Source organism: Mycobacterium shunyiense, assembly GCF_058270075.1.
In genome coordinates, this window is record NZ_JBZDPU010000040.1 from 367,981 (window position 1) to 388,114 (window position 20,134).

A 20,134-nucleotide genomic window follows, 5' to 3' on the forward strand; every position below is an offset into this window, starting at 1 on the left:
GAAGATTGATTTAGTGAGCCAACCCGCGATCGCCCCGTCTCCGAAGCGGATCCGGACCAGTTCAGATCTGTGGCGGCTGTTGCCCTACCTGTTGCCATACCGGGCCCGTTGGATCGTGATGGTCGTGGTCGCGGTGGTCAGCCTGGCTGCCACGGTGGCGATTCCGCTGATGACCAAGGCCGTGATCGACGGCCCGGTCCGTCACCAGGATCAACACGGGCTGTGGGTGCTGGGTTCGGCCGCCGTCGCGGTCGGAATCTCCGAGGCGGTGCTGTGGTTCATCCGGCGCTGGATGGTCGCCCGCGCGACCATGGGTGTCGAGGCCGACATCCGCAAGGATCTCTACGCCCGGCTGCAGATTCTGCCCATGAGTTTCCACAGCCGCTGGCAGTCGGGGCAGCTGCTGTCGCGGGTGATGAACGATCTGTCCACGATCCGCCGGTTCCTGTCCTTCGGGCTGGTGTTCCTGATCCTCAACGCCCTGCAGATCGTGGTGGTGACGTCGATCCTGCTGGCCATGTATTGGCCGCTCGGTGTGGTGGTGTTGGTGTCCATCGTGCCCATCACGCTGACCGTGCTGCACTTCGAGCGGGAGTACACCCGGTTGTCGCGGCTCGCGCAGGACCAGACCGGCCACGTGGCGACCCATGTCGAGGAGGCTGCGCTCGGGCTGCGGGTGGTCAAGGCGTTCGGCCGTGAGGGTTACGTGTTCGACCGGTTCGACGAGCAGGCCACGCAGCTCTATGACACCCAGTTCGCGAGGGTGACCGTCTCGGCGAAGTTCTGGACGCTGCTTGAGGTCATCCCCAACCTCACGCTGATCGTGGTGCTGGGTTTCGGTGCGTACGCGGCGGGCCACGGCCACGTCACGATGGGCACCCTGGTCGCGTTCATCACGATGATGCTGTCGCTGGTGTGGCCCATCGCGTCGCTGGGCTTTCTGTTGTCGATGACGCAGGAGTCGTTCACCGCGGCCAACCGGATCGCCGAGATCTTCGACGCCCCGGTCGACATCGCCGACGGCCCGGTGTCGCAGCCGCCGCGCGGTGGCCGGCTGGAGCTGCGGGATGTCGGGTTCAGGTTCCCCGACGGAACAGACGAATGGGCACTGCGGCATGTCGATGCCGTGGTGGAGCCGGGGCAGACGCTGGCGCTGGTCGGCGCGACCGGCTCGGGCAAATCGGTGCTGGCCGCGTTGTTCTCGCGGCTCTATGACGTCACCGAAGGTCAGATCCTGATCGACGGTCGCGATATCCGCGAGCTGAGTCTGCAGGCGCTGCGGCAGACGGTGGCCACGGCGTTCGAGGATCCGACGCTGTTCTCGATGTCGGTGGCGGAGAACCTACGGCTCGGCCGAGCAGATGCCACCGACGAGCAACTGGCGCAGGCCGTCGAGATCGCGGCGGCGCAGTTTGTCTACGACCTGCCGTTCGGCCTGGACACCCGGATCGGCGAGCAGGGCATGAGCCTGTCGGGTGGTCAGCGCCAACGTCTTTCGCTGGCCCGGGCCATCCTGGCCGCACCCAAGATCCTCGTGCTCGACGACACGTTGTCGGCCCTGGACGTGCACACCGAGGCCGTGGTCACCGAAGCGCTGGGCCGGGTGCTGCGCGGGGTGACGGGCATCATCGTCGCGCACCGCGCGTCGACCGTGCTGCTGGCCGACAAGGTGGCGCTGCTGCAGGAGGGCACCATCACGCACATCGGTACCCACGCCCAATTGCTCGCGCAGGTACCGCAATACCGTTACCTGCTGGCCGCCGATGACCAACTCGACGACGCGTGTGAGCGCAATTGCGAATGGGAGGACGAAGAGGAGTTGGGCCGGCTGCAGCGCGGGCACGATGAACGCACGGTCATCGACGAAGTGGGCGAGCCGCCGCGTTTCGGTGCGGAGGTGCAGCGCCGATGACGACTACCGAGTGGCGCGGACAGGTCACCGACGACGACGATCAAGCCGGCAGCTCCGGCACGTCCAACCTCCCGATCGACGAAAGCGTGCCCCGGCGCCGTGAGGCCCGTGAGCTCCTCATATCACTGCTGCGGCCCTACCGTTGGACGGTCGCGGCGCTGGCCCTGGTCGTCATCGTGGAAAACGCTGCCCGGCTGTCGGTTCCGATCCTGGTGCAACGCGGCATCGACCACGGCATCCCGCCGATCCTCGAGGGCGGCCCGGCTCGTGAGCTGATGCTCATCGTCGGCACGCTGTGCGCGGTGGTGATCGTGCAGGCGGTCAGCCGGATGTTCTTCCTGCGGCGTTCTGGCCGCATCGGCCAGCGGGTGCTGCTGGAGTTGCGCCGCCGGGTGTTCCGCCATTTCGGCAGGCTCGATGTGGCGTTCCACGATCGCTACACGTCGGGTCGGGTCGTCAGCCGGTCCACCAACGACGTCGAGGCCATCCAGGACATGCTGGAAACGGGCTTCGACAGCCTGATCACCGCGGTGCTGACCCTGTTCGGCACAGCGGTTCTGCTGGTGGCGTTGGATTGGCGGCTGGGCCTGATGTGCCTGGCGGCGTTCCCGATCCTGGTTGCCCTGGTGTGGTGGTTCCGCAACGAGTCGGGTAAGACCTACCGGCTGGTGCGTGAGAGCGCGGCACTGGTGATCGTGCAGTTCGTCGAGACCATGACGGGTATCAAGGCCGTGCAGGCGTATCGGCGCGAGCCGCGTAACCAGGAGATCTTCGACGACGTCGCCGACGAGTACCGGGCGATCAACGAGAAGACCTTCAAGCTGCTGGCCGTCTTCATGCCCGGGGTCAAGCTGGTCGGCAACCTGACCACCGGCGTGGTGCTGCTCTACGGCGGCTACCGCGTGCTGCACGGTGAGATGACCATCGGCACGCTGACCGCGTTCCTGCTGTACCTGCGGATGTTCTTCGAGCCGATGCAGGAGATCTCGCAGTTCTTCAACACCTTCCAGTCGGCGTCCTCGGCGTTGGAGAAGCTGGCAGGCGTGCTGGCGCAACAGCCCGCGATCGCGGATCCGGCGCAGCCGGTCTCCCCGTCGGAGCCCAAGGGTGACATCGGGTTTCACGATGTGCAGTTCGAGTACGCATCCGGCCGGCCGGTGCTGCCCGGGCTTGAGCTCGCGGTGCCTGCTGGGCAGACCGTGGCGCTGGTGGGCACCACCGGCGCGGGCAAGACCACCATCGCCAAGTTGATCGCCCGGTTCTACGACCCGACAGCCGGTTCGGTGACGCTCGACGGTGTGGACCTGCGTGAGCTGGCCCAGACCGAACTGCGCCGGCATGTCGTGATGGTCACCCAGGAAAACTTCATGTTCTCCGGGACCGTCGCCGACAACATCCGCTTCGGGCGTCCCGAGGCCACCGACGCGCAGGTTCGGGAGGCGGCCGCGGCGGTCGGTGCGGACCGCTTCATCGACGCGCTGCCCGACGGATATGACACCGACGTGGCGAAGCGCGGTGGCCGGCTCTCGGCGGGCCAGCGTCAGCTGGTGGCCTTCGCCAGGGCGTTCCTGGCCGACCCGGCGGTGCTGATCCTGGACGAGGCGACGTCCTCACTGGACATCCCGAGCGAGCGAATGGTGCAGCGCGCGTTGGAAACCGTGCTGGCCGATCGCACCGCCCTGGTGATCGCGCACCGGCTCTCCACGGTGCAGATCGCCGACCGGGTGCTGGTGCTCGAGCACGGCCGCATCATCGAGGACGGGGCACCGGCGGAGCTGATCGGCCGGGCCGACGGGGCGTATGCGGCGCTGCATCGGGCCTGGGTGGATTCCCTGGCTTGAGCTGCCCGGTCTACTTTCCTTCCGCGAGCAGACGCAAAAGTACCCTAAATCATTGGTAATAAGGTACTTTCACGTCTGCTCGTACAGGCGCTATCGCGTGGCGGTGACGCGCAGGACGGCGTCGTAGCTCTGCGGGCCCGAGCCGATGCGCACCGTGATGTCCCATCGGCCCGGGGTGGACAGGTCGATGACGCCGCGGTAGTCGTCTCTACCGATGGGCGTGGCCTCGACAGCCGGCGCGCTCAGGCCGATCTGCGGCATGCGTGGTTCGAACCGCACCGAGTCCGGTGTCGGGGTTTCGCCTGCGCTGCCCAGGACCTCGACGGTGAGTGGGCTGACTCCCACCTTGGGCGGCTCGTCCTTCAGGCGCACCAGGTACGGACCTGCGGTGGCTTCGGCGACGATGGGTGGCCGTGGTTGCGGCCACAGCAGCCACAGCATGCCGGCGCCCACCGCGACGACGATGACCCCGATGCCCACCCACTGCAGGCGTTTCATGATCCGCTACAGCTTTTCGATGTCGGGCAGTGCCCAGGACTTTTCGAACAGGGCTGGTTTCGGCCCGTACAGCCGGAACAACACCTCGAACTGGCCGTCCGGGTTTGTCGGGATCCAGTTGGACTCTCGGCCTTCTGGGGCGACCGGGCCGAAATACACGTCGACGGAACCGTCGGGGTTCACGCCGAGATCGGGCCGGTGTGACGACCGGCTACCGTACGGCTGATCCCGGATCAAGGCATGGGTGGCGCGGTCGTACGCCGTCGCCGACCAGTACAGCGAGACCGGTGGATCGGCAGGCACCCGTAACCGGTAGGTGGCTGCGCCGTCGAAGGCCTCACCATCGGCGTCGGCAATGGTCATCACATAGAACTGGCCCTGGCCAAGGTGTTTGGCGCTGAAGTAGATGAACGAGTACAGCAGACCGCGATCGTCGACGGGATAGCTGGTCGGGTCGGCGAAACCGTTCTGCATGCCCTGCACCACCTCGGGTGAGGCGGGCACGGCCCAGTGGGTCCCGTCGAAGTACGGCGGGGTGAAGAAGCGCGGATAGTTGGCGTCGAACCACTCGTGTGCCTCGGCGGCGGCCGCCTCGAGCACTCCCTTCAACTCGTCGTCCGGTTCGAACAGCTTGCCCTGCTCGATGCCGATCGAGGCCAGCACCGAAATCATCACCCGGTCCCGCTGCAGCCACGGCTCGCGTTGCACGAACTGATCGAGCAGTTCGAAGAATCGCAGATTGTAGGGAATTGTGCTGTCGTACAAGGTTTCCGACGCGTCGACGAACGTGGCCCCCTGGCCGGGTTGCGTCAGCGGATAGCACTTGATGCGCTTGCCGTACTCGGCAGCCGCGGCGACGTCGGCGTCGGCGCTGGACGCGATGTTCGCCCGCAGCGCCCCGAACCCCGTATACGTCGCCGACGGCAGCACGATGTAGCCGTCGGGAATCGCGCCGTCGAATCCGGGCGGCAGGATCAGGTACCTGGCGCCGTCACCCTTGTCGGCCCCCGCCGGTCCGACGTCTTCGAGCGCTTCCTGCCAGCTGTTGTCGACTGAACCGGTGATCGAACCACCTTCTGCCGGTGGGATTTCCAGCACGACGGGCCCGTCCTGGGTGTTGTAGAACGGGAAGAAGTACAGGGTGTCGGGGTTGGGGGTCAGGGTCTGGTTCTTCCAGTCCAGCAATTTCGACCAGAACACCACCTGGTTGTCGGTGGCGCCGAGGCCCGCCGCCGCCTCACGCAGCAGTTCGAAGTTGACGGCGGGCATACCCCAGATCACGGCTTGCACGGCACGGGCATGTACCAATGGGTCCATGCCCTGACGCTAGTACCTCAGCGCACAGTGTCGAAGAAGGTCTTCACATCCTCGACGAACAACTCCGGCTGCTCGAACGCCGCGAAATGCCCGCCGCGCGGCATCGTGGTGAAGTGCGTGACGTTGTAGCCCGTCTCGCACCAGCTACGCGGGGCGCGCAGGATCTCCAGCGGGAACGACGCGATTCCGGTGGGCAGGTTGACGTATTCGCCTCCGCCCCATGTGTTGTGGCTCTCCCAGTACAGCCGAGCCGACGATGCCGCCGATGCGGTGAGCCAGTAGAGCATCACATTGTCGAGCATCTCGTCTCTGGACACCACATTCTCGGGGTTTCCGTCGCAGTCCATCCAGGACCAGAACTTCTCCACGATCCAAGCGAGCTGACCGACGGGGGAGTCCACCAGCCCGTACCCGACGGTCTGCGGCCGCGTGGACTGCTGCTTCATGTAACCCGAATCCCATTTGCGGTAATAGTCGATGCGGGCCAGTGCCTTCTGCAGGTCCTCGGTCATCTCGCCGATGCCCTCGGCCGGCGGCTGGGCGATCGGCATGTTGACGTGAATGCCTACGCAGGAGCCGACGTTGCGGCCGATCTGCGTCGTCACCGCCGCACCCCAGTCACCGCCCTGGGCGCCATAGCGGTCGTAGCCCAGCCGCGTCATCAGGGTGTCCCAGGCCTGCGCGATCTTCTCGATGCCCCACCCCGCCGCGCTGGGCTTGGCGGAGAACCCGTAACCGGGCAGCGACGGACACACCACGTCGAATCCGGCCTCGGTCAGCGGCTCGATCACCTTGTGGAATTCCACGATGGATCCCGGCCAGCCGTGGGTGATCAGCAGCGGGAACGCGTCCCCGCGTCCGGATCGCTGATGGATGAAATGGATGTCCAGCCCGTCGATCTCGGTGGTGAAGTGGTCGAACCGGTTCAGTGCGGCCTCGCGGGCACGCCAGTCGTACTCGTTGGCCCAGTAGGCCGCCAGTTCCTTCGTGTACTCCAGCGGAATGCCCTGGGTCCAGTCCTCGACGCACTCGGCCTCAGGCCAGCGGGTCCGGTTCAGTCGCTGTTTGAGGTCTTCGAGGTCGGCGTCGGGGATGGCGATGCGGAACGGCTTGATCAACGGGTCACTCAGGGTCATGTAGGCCATCCTCTCAGCGTGGGGTGGCGCGCCGTGGTGAGTATTGCGCTGAAGATCGTGGCTACCTGGTGACCGCAATCTTCAACGCAGGTGTTTCCGACGATCCGGCGGGTCAGGGAATCTGCCGTAGCCGCCGGGCCTTGGACACCGCCTCGTGGCGGTTACGCGCCCCGAGTTTGGCCGCCGCGCTGCGCAGATAGCTCTTCACCGTCTCCGGCTTGAGTGAAAGGCGCTGGGCAGCTTCGGCATTGGTGCAACCCAGGGCGACCTGCGCCAGCACGTCGATCTCGCGGACCGTCAGGGGAGCGCTGGCAGGCGGGTCGCCGCGCAATGCCACTGCCAGCCGGTCGGCGAGCTCGCGCAGCGGCCCGGCCAGGTCGGGGGTGTCGCCGGCGAGCCGGCGCAGGTCGGCGTGCACCTCGCGGATCTGCTCGGTGTCGGCCGGCCGGTCGGCGAAGGTGGTCAGGGCCGCCTCGCGCATCCGCATCCGCCGGTCCACCTCGTCGCGCACCCGTAGTTCTTCGCTCAATCGCTGCGCCGAGGCCACCATCGCGGCGGCGGTGCGGCCGCCGATCGGGGCGCTGGTGCGATGCGCGCCGTAGAGCACGGCCCGAGCCTGGCCGTCGACGACCACGGGCACCGCCAGGATCGAGCGGATGCCCTCCGACAACACCGGCGCGTCGTAGTCGTGCGTGATGGTCGAGGCGCGCCGGTAGTCGGGCACCGAGATGGGGCGACGGGACACCACGCTGGCCCCGCCCAACCCGGCGCGGGGCAGGACCGCAAGCCCGCGCATCGCCCCGGTGCGGGTACCGAAGAACTCGCTGAGCAGCAGGGTGTCCTCGTGCACCTGCCCGCCGAAGGCCAGCGGCAGGCCGGTGTCGGCGGCCATTCGGCGCAGCTCGGCGCGCACCGCGTCGGCGTCACGAGGCCGCAGCAGCGAGGGGCGCATTGCAGGTACCCACTTTCGGGGGTAGCGGTGGGGTGAGTGTGACGTAGAGCATAACTGTCATGAATGTCGCTGCGAGCAACACCGGTCGCTACCGCGATGCCCGTGACCAGCTGGTTGCCACCCTCGGGGACTACGGCCGGGCCGTCGAGGAATTCGCCTGGCCGCAGATCACCGGCACTTTCAACTGGGCGATCGACTGGTTCGACGCCATCGCCAGGGACAACGACCGCACAGCGCTGTGGATCGTCGAGGAGGACGGTTCCGAGCAGCAGGTCACGTTTGCCGAGATGGCGCAGCGCTCCGACAGTGTCGCCGGCTGGTTGCACGGGCTCGGAGTGGGCAAGGGTGACCGGGTCCTGTTGATGCTCGGCAATCAGGTCGAATTGTGGGAGGCCATGCTGGCCATCGCCAAGCTGGGCGCGGTCATCATGCCGACCACCGGGGCGCTGGGCCCGGCGGATCTGGCCGACCGCATCGCCCGCGGCGGCGCCCGGTTCGTCATCGCCAATCCCGCCGACACCGCCAAGTTCGCCGACGTGCCCGGTGACTATGTGCGGATCGCGGTGGGCGCCCCGGTGCCCGGCTGGCACCGCTACGCCGACGCATACGCCGAGGAACCACGCCGGTTCGACGCGTGCACCACGGTCGACGACCCGATGCTCATCTATTTCACCTCCGGCACCACCAGCAAGCCGAAGCTGGTCGAGCATTCCCAGGTCTCCTACCCGGTCGGGCATCTCACCACGATGGCCTGGATCGGGGTCAGGCCCGGCGATGTGCACCTGGCGATCAGCTCGCCGGGCTGGGCCAAGCACGCCTGGAGTTGTTTCTTCGCACCGTGGATCGCCGAGGCGACGATCTTCGTCTACAACTACGCGCGCTTCGATGCTGTGGCGCTGCTGGACCAGTTGCGCCGGGCCGAGGTCAACACGTTCTGTGCCCCGCCGACGGTGTGGCGCATGTTGATCCAGGCCGACCTGGGGGAGCGTCCCGAGGGGCTGCGCGAGATCCTCGGCGCCGGTGAGCCGTTGAACCCGGACGTGATCACCCAGGTCGAGAAGGCGTGGGGGCTGACGATCCGCGACGGGTTCGGCCAGACCGAGACCACTCTGCAGGTCGGCAACACCCCGGGGCAGCCGGTGAAACCCGGCTCGATGGGCCGTCCGATGCCGGGCGTTCCGGTGGTGCTGGTGGACCCGATCACCGGGGCACCTGCCGACGAGGGGGAGATCTGTCTGGACCTGGCACAGCATCCGCGCAACCTGATGACGGGGTATCTCGGTGACCCGCAACGCAATGAGGCCGTGATGGCCGGCGGTTACTACCACACCGGCGACGTCGCCGGCCGAGACGCTGACGGTTACATCACCTACATCGGCCGGACCGACGACGTGTTCAAGTCCAGCGACTACAAGGTGTCCCCGTTCGAGCTGGAAAGCGTGCTGATCGAGCATCCGGCGGTGGTCGAGGCCGCGGTGGTCCCACAACCCGACGACACCCGCTTGGCAGTGCCCAAGGCCTACGTCGCGCTGGCCGAGGGCTGGGAAGCCAACGCGCAGACGGCAAAAGATGTGATGGCTTACGCTCGTGATCACCTCGCGCCATATCTCAAGGTGCGCCGGGTCGAGTTCTTCGACCTGCCCAAGACCGTTTCGGGCAAGATCCGCCGCGTCGAGTTGCGCAAGCGCGAGGATGCGGCTCACGAAGCGGGCCAACCGATTTCCACCGAATACCGATACGAGGATCTTGTGGAATGAACACAGCGATGAAGTCCTATGATCACGGCCCTACCGATGTGCCCGTGCTCGAAGAGACCATCGGGGCGAACTTCGAGCGCATGGTGGCGGCCGGGCCGGACGCCGAAGCGCTGGTCGAGGTGGCCACCGGACGGCGCTGGACCTATGCCGAACTCGACGCCGAGGCCGACGCGGTGGCCCGGGGGTTGATGGCGCTGGGTGTGGCCAAGGGCGATCGCGTCGGAATCTGGGCACCCAACTGCGCCGAGTGGGTGATGCTACAGCTCGCGACGGCCAAGATCGGGGCGATCCTGGTCAACATCAACCCGGCCTACCGCACCCACGAACTGGCTTACGTACTCAAGCAATCCGGCATTCGGACCCTGGTGTCGGCCACCGCGTTCAAGTCCTCCGACTATGTGACGATGGTGGCCGAGGTGCAGGCCGACTGCCCGGCGCTCAAGGACATCATCTTTCTGGGCACTCTGGATTGGGACCAGCTGCATACCGAGCAGGTGAGCGAGGAGCAGTTACGCGCCCGGATCGCCCAGCTGTCCAACACGGATCCGATCAACATCCAGTACACCTCGGGGACAACGGGTTTCCCCAAGGGAGCGACGCTGAGCCATCGCAACATCCTCAACAACGGGTTCTTCGTCGGCGGGCTGATCAACTTCGACAGCGGTGACCGGGTGTGCATCCCGGTGCCGTTCTATCACTGCTTCGGCATGGTGATGGGCAATCTCGGGGCGTTGACCCATGGTGCCGCGATCGTGATCCCCGCTCCCGGATTCGATCCTGGAATCACCCTGGCCACCGTCGAATCCGAGCAGTGCACCGCGCTGTACGGCGTGCCGACGATGTTCATCGCGATGCTCGGTCATCCCGACTTCGCCGGTTTCGACCTGTCCTCGCTGCGCACCGGCATCATGGCGGGTTCGGTGTGCCCGGTCGAGGTGATGAAGCGGGTGGTGGCCGACATGCACATGGCCGAGGTGGCCATCTGTTACGGCATGACCGAGACGTCGCCGGTGTCGTGTCAGACCCTGGTCGACGACGATCTGGAGCGTCGCACCGCGACCATCGGCCGGGTCCATCCGCACCTCGAGGTCAAGATCGTCGACCCCGATACCGGTGAGACCGTCGAGCGCGGGCAGTCGGGGGAGTTCTGCACCCGCGGGTATTCGGTGATGCTGGGTTACTGGAATGAGGAGGCCAAGACCGCCGAAGCCATTGACTCGGAGGGGTGGATGCACACCGGGGATCTGGCGGTGATGCGTGCGGACGGCTACTGCACGGTGGTCGGCCGGATCAAGGACATGGTGATCCGCGGCGGGGAGAACGTGTACCCGCGCGAGATCGAGGAGTTCCTCTACACCCACCCTGACATCGACGATGCGCAGGTGATCGGGGTTCCCGATGCGAAGTACGGGGAGGAGATCTGTGCGTGGATCCGGATGAAGCCGGGCCGCGCGCCGGTGGATGCCGAGGCGGTGCGGGCATTCGCGTCGGGCAAGCTGGCGCACTACAAGATCCCGCGTTATGTGCATGTGGTGGAAGAGTTCCCGATGACGGTCACCGGCAAGATCCGCAAGGTCGACATGCGCGACGAGAGTGTCAAGCTGCTCGGGCTCGACCCGGGACAACCGGGATAACTCAGCCCCACCGCTTGATCACCTCGGCCACCGGCTTGCCGGTGGCCAGTGCCGCCATGATCAGCACCCGCGCCTGGCTCGGCCGAAGATGGGGGACCATGACCGCGCCGGCCTTCACCATGTCGTCGCCGGGGCCGTATTCGGCGATGACGTCCCCGGTCGGGACACGGCTGGAGATTCCGAAGGACACCCCGGCCGGTGCGTGGCGGCGTACGGCGTCGACCACGCCGTCGCCCGCGTTGCCGGATCCCAGTGCCTCCACGACGATTCCGCGCGCTCCCGCGGCCACCGCGGCATCGATGGGGCCGGGGCCGTCACCGGGGTAGGCCGCGACGACGTTGACGCGCGGGGCACTGATAGCAGGCACCTCACCGAGGAACGGCCGCTGCGCGGGGTGGTCCAGTGTGAAGGTGTTGTCGGCGACGGACCCGATCGGTGGGGTGCCGCCGAACGCGTGGAGATCCTGGGTGTTCACCTTGTGGGTCCCCAAGGCCTGGAAGACGTCCCCGGCGAACATGATCATCACGCCCTGATCGCGGGCGGTGGGACTGGAGGCGACGGTGAGTGCGTCTCGCAGGTTGGTCGGCCCGTCGGCATCCGGGGCGTCGGAGCTGCGCTGCGCCCCGGTCAGCACGATGGGCGCCGGCCCGTTGTACGTGACGTCCAGCCACATCGCGGTGTCTTCCATCGTGTCGGTGCCGTGGGTGATGACCACGCCGGACGCCCCGTCGGCCACCGCCTTCTTGGCCGCCGCCCCGATCACGTCCCAATCGGCCGGGGTGAGCTGTGAACTGTCCTTCTTCATCACATCCATGACCTCGACGTCGAGGCCTGCCGCCAGGTCGGATCCACTGACCGTCGGACGGCGCACGCCGTTGGCATCGGTGCTTGTCGCGATGGTCCCGCCGGTGGTGATCACCACGACCCGCCCCGGTGCCGATTCGCCCTTGGCGCTGTCCGGGTTTGTCGTTGCTTCGGTCGAGTTGGTGTTCGTCGAACATGCTGTCAGCGCGACGGCGAGAAAAAATGTGCCGATCGCCAGTCGCGACCGGGCGGGACGGGCTGCGAAGTTCGTCATACGGCAGACGCTACGGCGAGAGGCGAATACGCACCGGTGTTTTGGCAGCTCACCCGGGTTTCGGCAGCGGTCGCCCGCGATTGCTGCGACGATGGTGGTCATGTCGGCTGCACAAGCCTGCGGTGTTCTCGGGCGGCGCACGTGTGCGCTTCTGGCCGTGAGTTCGGCCGGGCTGCATGTGGCGATGTTCGGCGCCACTGCCAATCCGGTGGCCGCTGCGGTGCTCGCGGCGATGATCGTCGGTTGCCTGTACTGCGCCGGTCATCTGTGGCGGCGTGGCACCTCGGGCGTCTGGTGCACGATCGCGCTGATGAGCCTCGCGATGATCGCGCTGCACACCCCGATGCCCATGCATCACCATGGCGTCACGGCCCCCGCCCAGGCCTCGGCGATGATGTCGACCGCGACACTGCTGGCGCTGGCGGAAGTCGTCATCGCAGCGGCGGTGCTGACCATGCGCACCCGGCACCGTTCGGTGATCAGCCCGGCGGCGGGATGAATTGGCTCAGGACCAACGGCGCGCCTTGCGGATCCTTGATCAGGGCGGTGTTCGTCCACTCTGTATCCGCGCTGGAAACCACAGCGGCGCCGAGCGTTTCGGCCAGTTTCGCCGATTCGTCACCGTTCGCCACCGCGAATACCCTGCCAGTGGGGTTGTCGTCGGTCCCGCAGCGCTGCTGCAGGTGGTGATCGTGAAGGCTCCCCACTGCCTGTGGGTGGGTATTCGGTTGGCGCAATGGGTTAGCGGTGATAGCGCACAGGCCCGGCCTGCAATGGGGGCACCGGGTTGTTTGCAGCAGCGGGAGTGTGCCGGTGGGTCACCGGAATCCCCACAGGGCCTGTGGTGGAGCGGTCGCCGGGGGTGGATTGCGCTGGTGTGGTGGTACGGGCGGTGGCGCGGTCGTAGTCGGCGCGTCGAGCGGGGTCGCGCAGCAGAGCATAGGCAGCCAGTAGCGCTTGCAGCTGTTGATCGGCGGTGTGTGGGGAGGATGCCGGGCGCGTGTCGGGATGCTGGGCGCGTAGCCGGGTGCGGTAGGCGTGGGTGATCTCGGCTTGGGTGGCCGCCGGCGACACGCCCAACACCCGGTAGGGATCGGTCTGGGCGCACCCCATCGATGCTCCCTCACAGGTGTGGGGCGGTGACCCCCGGGCTTTCGGGCGAATCCGGGAGCCACCGCGGGAAATGGACTTGAGCCACCCCGACCGGTGCGGGGCGGGGTTGGTTCCCGCACTGGTCGGGGATGAGGGTGCCACGACGCCGTGTGTACGCGCCACGGTCGGGTGTGCCACGTGCGGTAGCGGTGCGTGCGCGAACCGGACATCCGGCGTCGATGTCGGTTCGCGGTGACGCCGCACTCTCTTCACAGGTGTGGGCGACACCGGCGTCGATGGCGTAGCCGAGACATCGGCCGGATATCACCGCCGTTGCCCGTCAACGCGTTTCAGTACCAGACCGCGGGGTTGTGGGAGGTGAGCGTTGGGTCGCCCACACTGGCACAGGAAGCCGCGGTCGGGTGATCAACCGGCGGGGACCGTCGGGGATTGGCGGGCCGCGGCGCCGGCGCGTGCAGGTAAGCGCGCCGACGCGAGGCGGGCGGGCCCGGGGCGCAGTCCCCTCGACGGGTGGGGTGGCCGGCTCGCATTCCCACGGGGCCTCGTCCTGTCGCAGGCGTATCTCTTCGGCCTCCACGATCGCCGCCGCCTCCTCGAGCAGGCTGCTGTCCCACTGGATGTCGAGCGTCATCTCACTCACCCCCTCTAACCCGGATGCTGCGCCCCGGGCCCGGCGGCCGGCCGGGCCGGAGCCTCACGCGTTGATGGCGGTCTTGTCCGTGTTGCTTGTGATCGCGATGCGCCGCGGCTTGGCCTTTTCGGCCACCGGGATGGTCAACCGCAACACCCCACCGGCATAGTTGGCTTCGATCGCGTCGGTGTCCAGGGTCTCGCCCAAAAACAGTTGCCGGCTGAACACCCCGCGCGCACGCTCGGCCGAGACCATCTCCCGGTCGGGATCGTGTTCGGGGCGCTGAGCGTGCACGGTGAGCACGTTGCGCTCGACATCGAGATTGAGCGAATCCACATCCACCCCAGGCAGATCGAACTCGACGATGAACTTGTCGTCTTCTCGCCAGGCGTCCATCGGCATCACCGCCGGGCGGGCCGTGGTGCCCAGCACCTGCTGGGCCAGGCGATCGAAGTCGCGGAACGGATCGGTACGCATCAACATGATCTTTGCCTCCTAACCCACCGTGTCGACTGCAGATGATCTATGTCATCTGCCATAAATTTCTTATAGCACTGGTATCAGCCTTGTGCAAGGATGAATCCGGACCGATTCGAGGAGAAGGGGTCGTTGAACTGTGGTGGGCGAGGCGTCGGCGGGATCGGCGCGCGGTGTGTACGGCATTTCGGTTGCCGCCGAGCTCAGTGGGATGGATCCACAGACGCTGCGGCTCTATGAGCGACGCGGGCTGCTCACCCCGGCGCGCACCGAGGGTGGTACCCGCCGCTACAGCGACGACGACCTCGATCGGCTGCAGCGGATTGCCGAGCTAGTCGCCGACGGTGTCAACATCGCCGGCATTGCCCAGATTCTGCCGTTGCAGGATCACAACGCCGAGCTGGCATCGACCAATGGTGAGCTCGCCTCGGAGAATGCACGGCTGCGGTCCCGGGAACCGCGCACCGCACGCCGATGACACCCGGCGTCACCGTCAGGGGAACCTGGGGCACAAGGATATCTATTGTTGTCCAAAAGGTTTCGGCACCAGCTCGCGGTGCCGACGCTAGAGGAGGTGAATGTGAATGGATTTCGCCGCCCGGTCAACCGATCCCGCCGGGACTGCGTGCGGATCCTCGACACCGCCGAAGGGGCGCTGGTCGCGTGGCGCGGCTGCAGCCTCGATGCGGCGTTCGTCGAGATCGTGCACACCGCCAATCGCCACAACGTGGGCGCGATGACCATGGCCGACGACCTCGCTCAAATTGCCCGGACCCCCTGGGGCGGTGAAGCAGACCGTGGGCGCGGCATCCGGGGCGCGGGCTTTGCTGCGGCGGCCCACGACCGGGGTGTCGTGGGTCGTACGGAAGTCGGTGTCCAGTGCGGCGCGCGCCACCAACGCAGCGCTGGTGAGAACCCCGGCGCGTCGTTCAGGTTCGCCGATCCTCGTCAACGGTGCTGTCGTCGATGCGCTGCTGCAGTGCGGCATTGAGGGCGTGGGCCTCGGCGAGTTGGTCCTCGAGAATGATGATGCGGCAGGCTGCTTCCAATGCCATGCCCTGATCGACGAGCTCGCGGGCGCGCGCCGCGATCCGCAGCTGGTAGCGCGAATAGCGGCGATGTCCGCCTTCAGAACGTTGCGGGGTCAGTAATCTGGCCTCATCAAGGCTTCGCAAAAATGCCGCAGTGGTGTCGAGTATTCGCGCTGCACTGCCCATGCTGTAGGCCGGGTAGTCCTCGTCGTCGAACTTGTCATTCGGATTCGGTTCACTCGAACCGTTCTGTGGTTGTACGACTAAACCTTTCGAATCATCAACGGCCGTGTCCAGTAGGCGAGCCGCCCACCGAACATCGCGCCCACGCAGCCCATGATCGCTGACGTGAAACGTATTCGCGATGAACGCGAACACGCCCGGGGAGGCCGGGCGACGTTGATATAGGGAGGATCGGTGCCCCCCTGGGGTCACAACACCACCACCCCGAGGGGGCACCGATCCGCGGGAGCGCACGACATCTCCCGGCATTACTAGGAATACTGCAGGATCGTCCGCACAGACACACTCGCGTGACGATCCGACGGTAACTCCCTCCTTTCACTGTCTACTCCACCTTCACCACGGTCCGAAAGCCAACATGCTGCCTGGCCTCGTACTGCTTGACCGCGCTGACGTCACACTTCACGGGCAGTTCATCATCTCCCGTGCCACTTACCCTCTAATCTCAACACCGCATACTCTAGCGAGAGCACTATCGAATGTCTACATCAGCCAATGCAGATTTTTTGAGGCGTGGCAGTGCCGGGGGCCGCGTGACACCCATCCGAAGGCGCCTTGACAAGCCACCTGCACAGCCCGGGCCCGGAGGCGATAGGGCGTCACCTCGACCGCCGAGGCCGACACGGCGGTCGAGGTGACGTGGCAACTGCCTCGGGGGGTGTTAACGGGAAACGCATTGCTCTGTAGCGACTTTGGTCACTACACCGCCGCCCCTTACAACCTCGCTTGTCGGGAACGCCCACGATTCAAACCGTTCCCGATAAGGCTGTTTCCTCACACATCACCTAAGCCGGAACAACCAGACCCATCTGAACCCAACTCCAGATAACTGCGAATCCAGAATGCCACCGACCGCGCCGACCCCCGGCGCGGTCGGTGGCACCTCAGATACTCAGAACCATTGACCGAACCTCCGGATGTAGAGGGTCTTGACGGTCTGAGCAACGACGCAGTAGGCCACCAACGTCGCGGCCAGCCATCCGAAGTACGCCCACGGCAGCGGCTGCAATCCGACGGCCGCCCCCAGTGGCGAGAACGGGATGAGGATCCCGAGAACGCAGACCGTCCCGGTCGCCAGCAGCACCGGCAACGCTGCCGTGCTCTGGATGAACGGGATCTTCTGGGTTCGCAGCATGTGGACGACCAGCGTCTGCGAGAGCAGGCTTTCGATGAACCAACCCGATTGGAACAGCGATTGCATCTCGGGTGAGTTGGCGGCGAAGACGTACCACATCACCGCGAACGTGGTGATGTCGAAGATCGAGGACGTCGGCCCCATCCAGATCATGAACCGGCCGATGTTCCTGGCGTCCCACTTGCGCGGCTTGAGCAGGAACTCCTTGTCCATGCGGTCCCACGGCAGCGCCAGCTGGGAGATGTCGTACAGCAGGTTCTGGATCAACAGGTGGATCGCCAGCATGGGCAGGAACGGGATGAAGGCGCTCGCCACCAACACCGAAAACACGTTGCCGAAGTTCGAACTCGCGGTCATGTTCAGGTATTTGATGATGTTGCCGAAGGTCTCGCGGCCCTTGACCACGCCCTCTTCGAGCACCATCAGGCTCTTCTCGAGCAGGATGATGTCTGCCGACTCCTTGGCGATATCGGTGCCGGTGTCCACCGAGATGCCCACATCTGCATCCCGCAGGGCGGGGGCGTCGTTGATGCCGTCGCCCAGGAACCCGACCGTGTGCCCGTTGGCCTGCAAGGCTCGCAGCACCCGCGACTTCTGCAGCGGCGTCAGCTTCGCGAAAACGGTTGTCTCGTCGACAACGCGCCGAAGTTCGTCGTCGTCGAGGGCGTCGATCTCGGCGCCGAGAATCGGCTGGCCGGGATCGAGTCCCACCTCACGACAGATCTTGGCGCTGACGACTTCGTTGTCGCCGGTGAGGACCTTCACGGTCACGCCGTGTTCGGCCAGGGCCGTGATGGCCGGGGCGGCCGTGTCTTTCGGCGGATCGAGGAAGGTGAGAAAACCGTGGACGACGAGGTCCTTCTCGTCCTCGATGCGGTATCGGTGGGTGCGCTCGGTGCGCGGGATTTCCCGGGTGGCCACGAGCAGCACCCGGAACCCCTCACGGTTGTAGTCGCGCGCTGTTTCGGCCAGCGCCTCGCGGTCGGCCTCATCGAGCGGGCGACTGGCCGTGCCGTCCCACACCTGGGTGGACACCGCCAGCATCTCCTCGACGGCACCCTTGCAGACCAGCAGATGATTGCGTTCGACGTCCTGCACTACGACGGACAGTCGGCGCCGTTCGAAGTCGAACGGAAGTTCGTCGACCTTGCGGTACGCCGAGGCGGCAAGTAGCGCTTCGGGTGTCCCGTCGGCGAAGTGCAGCACAGCGCGGTCCATCAGATTCTTGACGCCGCTCTGGTGAAAGCTGTTGAGCCAGGCCAGGGCCAGCACGTTGTCGTCGCGATCACCCCGGATGTCCGCGTGATGCTCGAGGATGATCCGGTCCTGGGTGAGCGTGCCGGTCTTGTCGGTGCAGAGCACGTCCATGGCGCCGAAGTTCTGGATGGCGTTGAGCCGCTTGACCACGACCTTGCGGCGTGACAACGCCACGGCGCCCTTGGCCAGATTGGACGACACGATCATCGGCAGCATCTCCGGGGTGAGCCCGACCGCGACGGCCAGTGCGAACAGGAATGCCTCGGGCCAGTCGCCCTTGGTGAAACCGTTGATGAACAACACGATCGGCACCATCACCGACATGAACCTGATCAGCAGCCAGCTGACGCTGTTGACGCCGCGGTCGAAGGCCGTCTCGGCGCGAGAGCCCACGACCGCCTTGGCCAGCGAGCCGAAATAGGTGTGTACGCCGGTCGATACGACGACCGCGCTGGCCGTGCCGCTCACCACATTGGTGCCCATGAAGCAGATGCTGGGCAGGTCGAGCGGATCGGCCGCGTCGTCGGCGCCGCAGGTGTCGTACTTCTCCACCGGCAGGGCCTCGCCCGTCAGCGCCGCCTGGCTGACGAACAGATCGCGAGAATCGAGCAGGCGGAGGTCGGCCGGAATCATGTCGCCGGCTGACAGTTGGACGATGTCACCGGGGACGATCTGCGCCATCGGGATCTCGGTGAGTTCGGGTGTGGCATCTGGGCTGGCCCGACGCCGGACTGTCGCGGTGGTCCGCACCATCGCCTTGAGTGTCTCGGCTGCCTTGCCCGAGCGGTACTCCTGCCAGAACCGGAGGAGGGCGCTGAGCGCGACCATGGTCACGATGATCAGCACACCGGTGTAGTCCGGCTCCTGCCCATCGCGCATCGGAAGGTAGATGTCGGTCACCGAGCTGATCGCGGCCAGCACCATGAGGACCGCGATGAACGGGTTCTTGAAGGCCTCCAGGAACTGGAGGATCGCGGGAGGCGCCTTGTCGTGGGCGACCTCGTTGGGGCCCTCGCCGGCGAGGCGTTCTGCGGCATCCTCGGATGTCAACCCGTCGAGGTGGCCTCTGACATTCGCCAGCGTGACCTCCACATCGTTGTGTGCTTCGGTGGCTGCGCGCAGGGAGAGTCGGCGGTCATCGTGCTTGGCGGGGGTCAGGGCGGTCTGCTCGACAGCGGTGTTCATGTGGCTGCTCCGGTCGGTGGTGCGCGCGCACCCCAAGTCACACCGAACCTCCTGGCGGAAGCCGTGATTCGGTGTGACTTGGGTGTGCTGTGCGGTATGGAAGGTGTCAGTTCACGTCGGTGATGGCGTGAAAGACAGTCGAATGAAGGGAATCTGGGATCACCCGGTTATCGGGCGGTATGCGAGCCGCCGCCCAGGGATGCGGTCAGGACCGCCACCGGGGTGTTGCTCATCCTCAGATTGTGCCGCTCCTGCGGGGTCAGCGACGCACGCGTGTGAATCCACGCGATGGGGCCCTTGACCGCGCTTTGGGCGTGACGAAGAAAGGTGTTGCGCTGCATTGGATCATCTCCAGTTCAATCGGAGCTCTCCGCGTCGATACGCATGCGGCAGCCTGCCACCACGGGTGTCTCGGGGTGGCGGCCCTAGCCGGTCATCGACAGCGGAAAGGCGTTTATGGACAGACGTTTTCGAATCGGACTGGGATACGGACTGTCACTCGACGTCATGTCGTCGTCACCTCCTCGCTGTCGGGCGCGCGGCGCGCCGCTGGTCTTGACGCAACCGTCAGATGCAAACACGCTGAAGAGGAAGTTTGGGCACATGGCCGAACGCGTCAACTGACGCGAGCACTTCCTCATCAGAGCTTTGGCACTACACGACGTGTCCCACCAGGATGGGAAGCCACTTCGGGTCATCCCTTAAGCCGGGAAGACCTGTCCTAATCCTGGGCGTCTCTCGACGTCGTCGGATCAGTGGCCTGTGTTCGTGTAGGAGCCTCACCTAACGAAGCGCGGTTTTCATTAGAGACCTTACACGAGCCAATTGTCAACACGGTTCGCGGTTGGATTTCAGTTCCCAAATGGGTTGTGTCAGTTGGGTAGTGACACATCTCGCCGTTTTGGTGACGGCCGTCACCGGAAGTCTCGGAGCGGTT

At 65.9% G+C, this 20,134-nt stretch carries 18 protein-coding genes and 1 riboswitch; of the genes, 6 read left to right on the forward strand and 12 right to left on the reverse strand.

Annotation, left to right across the window (positions count from 1 at the left end):
- Positions 1-13: 13 nt before the first annotated feature.
- Together AC4ELH_RS32305 and AC4ELH_RS32310 are read left to right on the forward strand one after the other, a co-directional pair.
- Complete coding sequence (locus tag AC4ELH_RS32305; protein ID WP_498888888.1) at positions 14-1,912, forward strand: ABC transporter ATP-binding protein; 1,899 nt, start codon at positions 14-16, stop codon at positions 1,910-1,912.
- A complete protein-coding gene (locus tag AC4ELH_RS32310) occupies positions 1,909-3,753 on the forward strand; it encodes an ABC transporter ATP-binding protein (RefSeq protein ID WP_498888890.1) in 1,845 nt (614 codons plus the stop codon). The genes AC4ELH_RS32305 and AC4ELH_RS32310 overlap by 4 nt, the downstream gene beginning before the upstream one ends.
- 90 nt (positions 3,754-3,843) lie before the next feature.
- On the opposite strand, the gene AC4ELH_RS32315 is transcribed toward AC4ELH_RS32310, so the two are convergent.
- From AC4ELH_RS32315 to AC4ELH_RS32330, 4 genes are all read right to left on the reverse strand, one after another.
- Positions 3,844-4,251, reverse strand: a complete 408-nt coding sequence (locus AC4ELH_RS32315; protein ID WP_498888892.1) for a FixH family protein — start codon at positions 4,249-4,251, stop codon at positions 3,844-3,846.
- Positions 4,252-4,257: 6 nt separating this feature from the next.
- The gene (locus AC4ELH_RS32320) at positions 4,258-5,568 is read right to left on the reverse strand and encodes a DUF1214 domain-containing protein (RefSeq protein ID WP_498888894.1); all 1,311 of its coding nucleotides are present in this window, start codon (positions 5,566-5,568) and stop codon (positions 4,258-4,260) included.
- Between the two features lie 17 nt (positions 5,569-5,585).
- Positions 5,586-6,704 carry an epoxide hydrolase family protein gene (locus AC4ELH_RS32325; protein WP_498889514.1) on the reverse strand — a complete coding sequence of 373 codons (1,119 nt, stop codon included), beginning with the start codon at positions 6,702-6,704 and terminating at the stop codon, positions 5,586-5,588.
- A 112-nt stretch (positions 6,705-6,816) separates the two neighbouring features.
- Positions 6,817-7,656, reverse strand: coding sequence for a LuxR C-terminal-related transcriptional regulator (locus tag AC4ELH_RS32330; protein WP_498888896.1), 840 nt, complete (start codon positions 7,654-7,656; stop codon positions 6,817-6,819).
- A 59-nt stretch (positions 7,657-7,715) separates the two neighbouring features.
- Here AC4ELH_RS32330 and AC4ELH_RS32335 point away from each other — a divergent pair, with 59 nt between their 5' ends.
- Entirely contained in the window at positions 7,716-9,413 is a 1,698-nt protein-coding gene (locus tag AC4ELH_RS32335; RefSeq protein WP_498888898.1) for an AMP-binding protein, read from the forward strand.
- Between the two features lie 8 nt (positions 9,414-9,421).
- The gene (locus AC4ELH_RS32340) at positions 9,422-11,047 is read left to right on the forward strand and encodes an AMP-binding protein (RefSeq protein ID WP_498889516.1); all 1,626 of its coding nucleotides are present in this window, start codon (positions 9,422-9,424) and stop codon (positions 11,045-11,047) included.
- A 1-nt stretch (position 11,048) separates the two neighbouring features.
- Here AC4ELH_RS32340 and AC4ELH_RS32345 read toward each other — a convergent pair whose 3' ends face one another.
- Positions 11,049-12,125, reverse strand: a complete 1,077-nt coding sequence (locus tag AC4ELH_RS32345) for an asparaginase (RefSeq protein WP_498888900.1) — start codon at positions 12,123-12,125, stop codon at positions 11,049-11,051.
- A 100-nt stretch (positions 12,126-12,225) separates the two neighbouring features.
- Between AC4ELH_RS32345 and AC4ELH_RS32350 the strand changes: the two genes are divergently transcribed.
- Positions 12,226-12,624 (forward strand): hypothetical protein, encoded by a 399-nt coding sequence (locus AC4ELH_RS32350; protein ID WP_448441707.1) that lies wholly within the window; start codon positions 12,226-12,228, stop codon positions 12,622-12,624.
- On the opposite strand, the gene AC4ELH_RS32355 is transcribed toward AC4ELH_RS32350, so the two are convergent.
- The 3 genes from AC4ELH_RS32355 to AC4ELH_RS32365 form a co-directional block, all read right to left on the reverse strand.
- On the reverse strand, positions 12,605-12,832 hold the full coding sequence (locus AC4ELH_RS32355; RefSeq protein WP_064878499.1) for a hypothetical protein: 228 nt from the start codon (positions 12,830-12,832) through the stop codon (positions 12,605-12,607). The two genes, AC4ELH_RS32350 and AC4ELH_RS32355, sit on opposite strands and share 20 nt — an antisense overlap.
- A 34-nt stretch (positions 12,833-12,866) precedes the next feature.
- The gene (locus AC4ELH_RS32360; RefSeq protein ID WP_064878500.1) at positions 12,867-13,238 is read right to left on the reverse strand and encodes a J domain-containing protein; all 372 of its coding nucleotides are present in this window, start codon (positions 13,236-13,238) and stop codon (positions 12,867-12,869) included.
- Between the two features lie 694 nt (positions 13,239-13,932).
- Positions 13,933-14,352, reverse strand: a complete 420-nt coding sequence (locus AC4ELH_RS32365) for an Hsp20/alpha crystallin family protein (RefSeq protein ID WP_064887408.1) — start codon at positions 14,350-14,352, stop codon at positions 13,933-13,935.
- A gap of 133 nt (positions 14,353-14,485) precedes the next feature.
- Between AC4ELH_RS32365 and AC4ELH_RS32370 the strand changes: the two genes are divergently transcribed.
- Positions 14,486-14,824: a MerR family transcriptional regulator gene (locus AC4ELH_RS32370; protein ID WP_064887410.1), complete on the forward strand. Its 339-nt coding sequence runs from the start codon at positions 14,486-14,488 to the stop codon at positions 14,822-14,824.
- 87 nt (positions 14,825-14,911) lie between these two features.
- On the opposite strand, the gene AC4ELH_RS32375 is transcribed toward AC4ELH_RS32370, so the two are convergent.
- The 4 genes from AC4ELH_RS32375 to AC4ELH_RS32390 form a co-directional block, all read right to left on the reverse strand.
- Positions 14,912-15,241, reverse strand: coding sequence for a hypothetical protein (locus AC4ELH_RS32375; protein WP_448441710.1), 330 nt, complete (start codon positions 15,239-15,241; stop codon positions 14,912-14,914).
- A 34-nt stretch (positions 15,242-15,275) separates the two neighbouring features.
- Complete coding sequence (locus AC4ELH_RS32380; RefSeq protein WP_498888904.1) at positions 15,276-15,755, reverse strand: MerR family transcriptional regulator; 480 nt, start codon at positions 15,753-15,755, stop codon at positions 15,276-15,278.
- A 757-nt stretch (positions 15,756-16,512) separates the two neighbouring features.
- The gene (gene mgtA, locus AC4ELH_RS32385) at positions 16,513-19,197 is read right to left on the reverse strand and encodes a magnesium-translocating P-type ATPase (RefSeq protein ID WP_498888906.1); all 2,685 of its coding nucleotides are present in this window, start codon (positions 19,195-19,197) and stop codon (positions 16,513-16,515) included.
- Positions 19,198-19,364: 167 nt separating this feature from the next.
- A complete protein-coding gene (locus AC4ELH_RS32390; RefSeq protein ID WP_088304959.1) occupies positions 19,365-19,538 on the reverse strand; it encodes a hypothetical protein in 174 nt (57 codons plus the stop codon).
- 285 nt (positions 19,539-19,823) lie between these two features.
- Positions 19,824-19,995: riboswitch (M-box (ykoK) riboswitch) on the reverse strand.
- Positions 19,996-20,134: the final 139 nt, after the last annotated feature.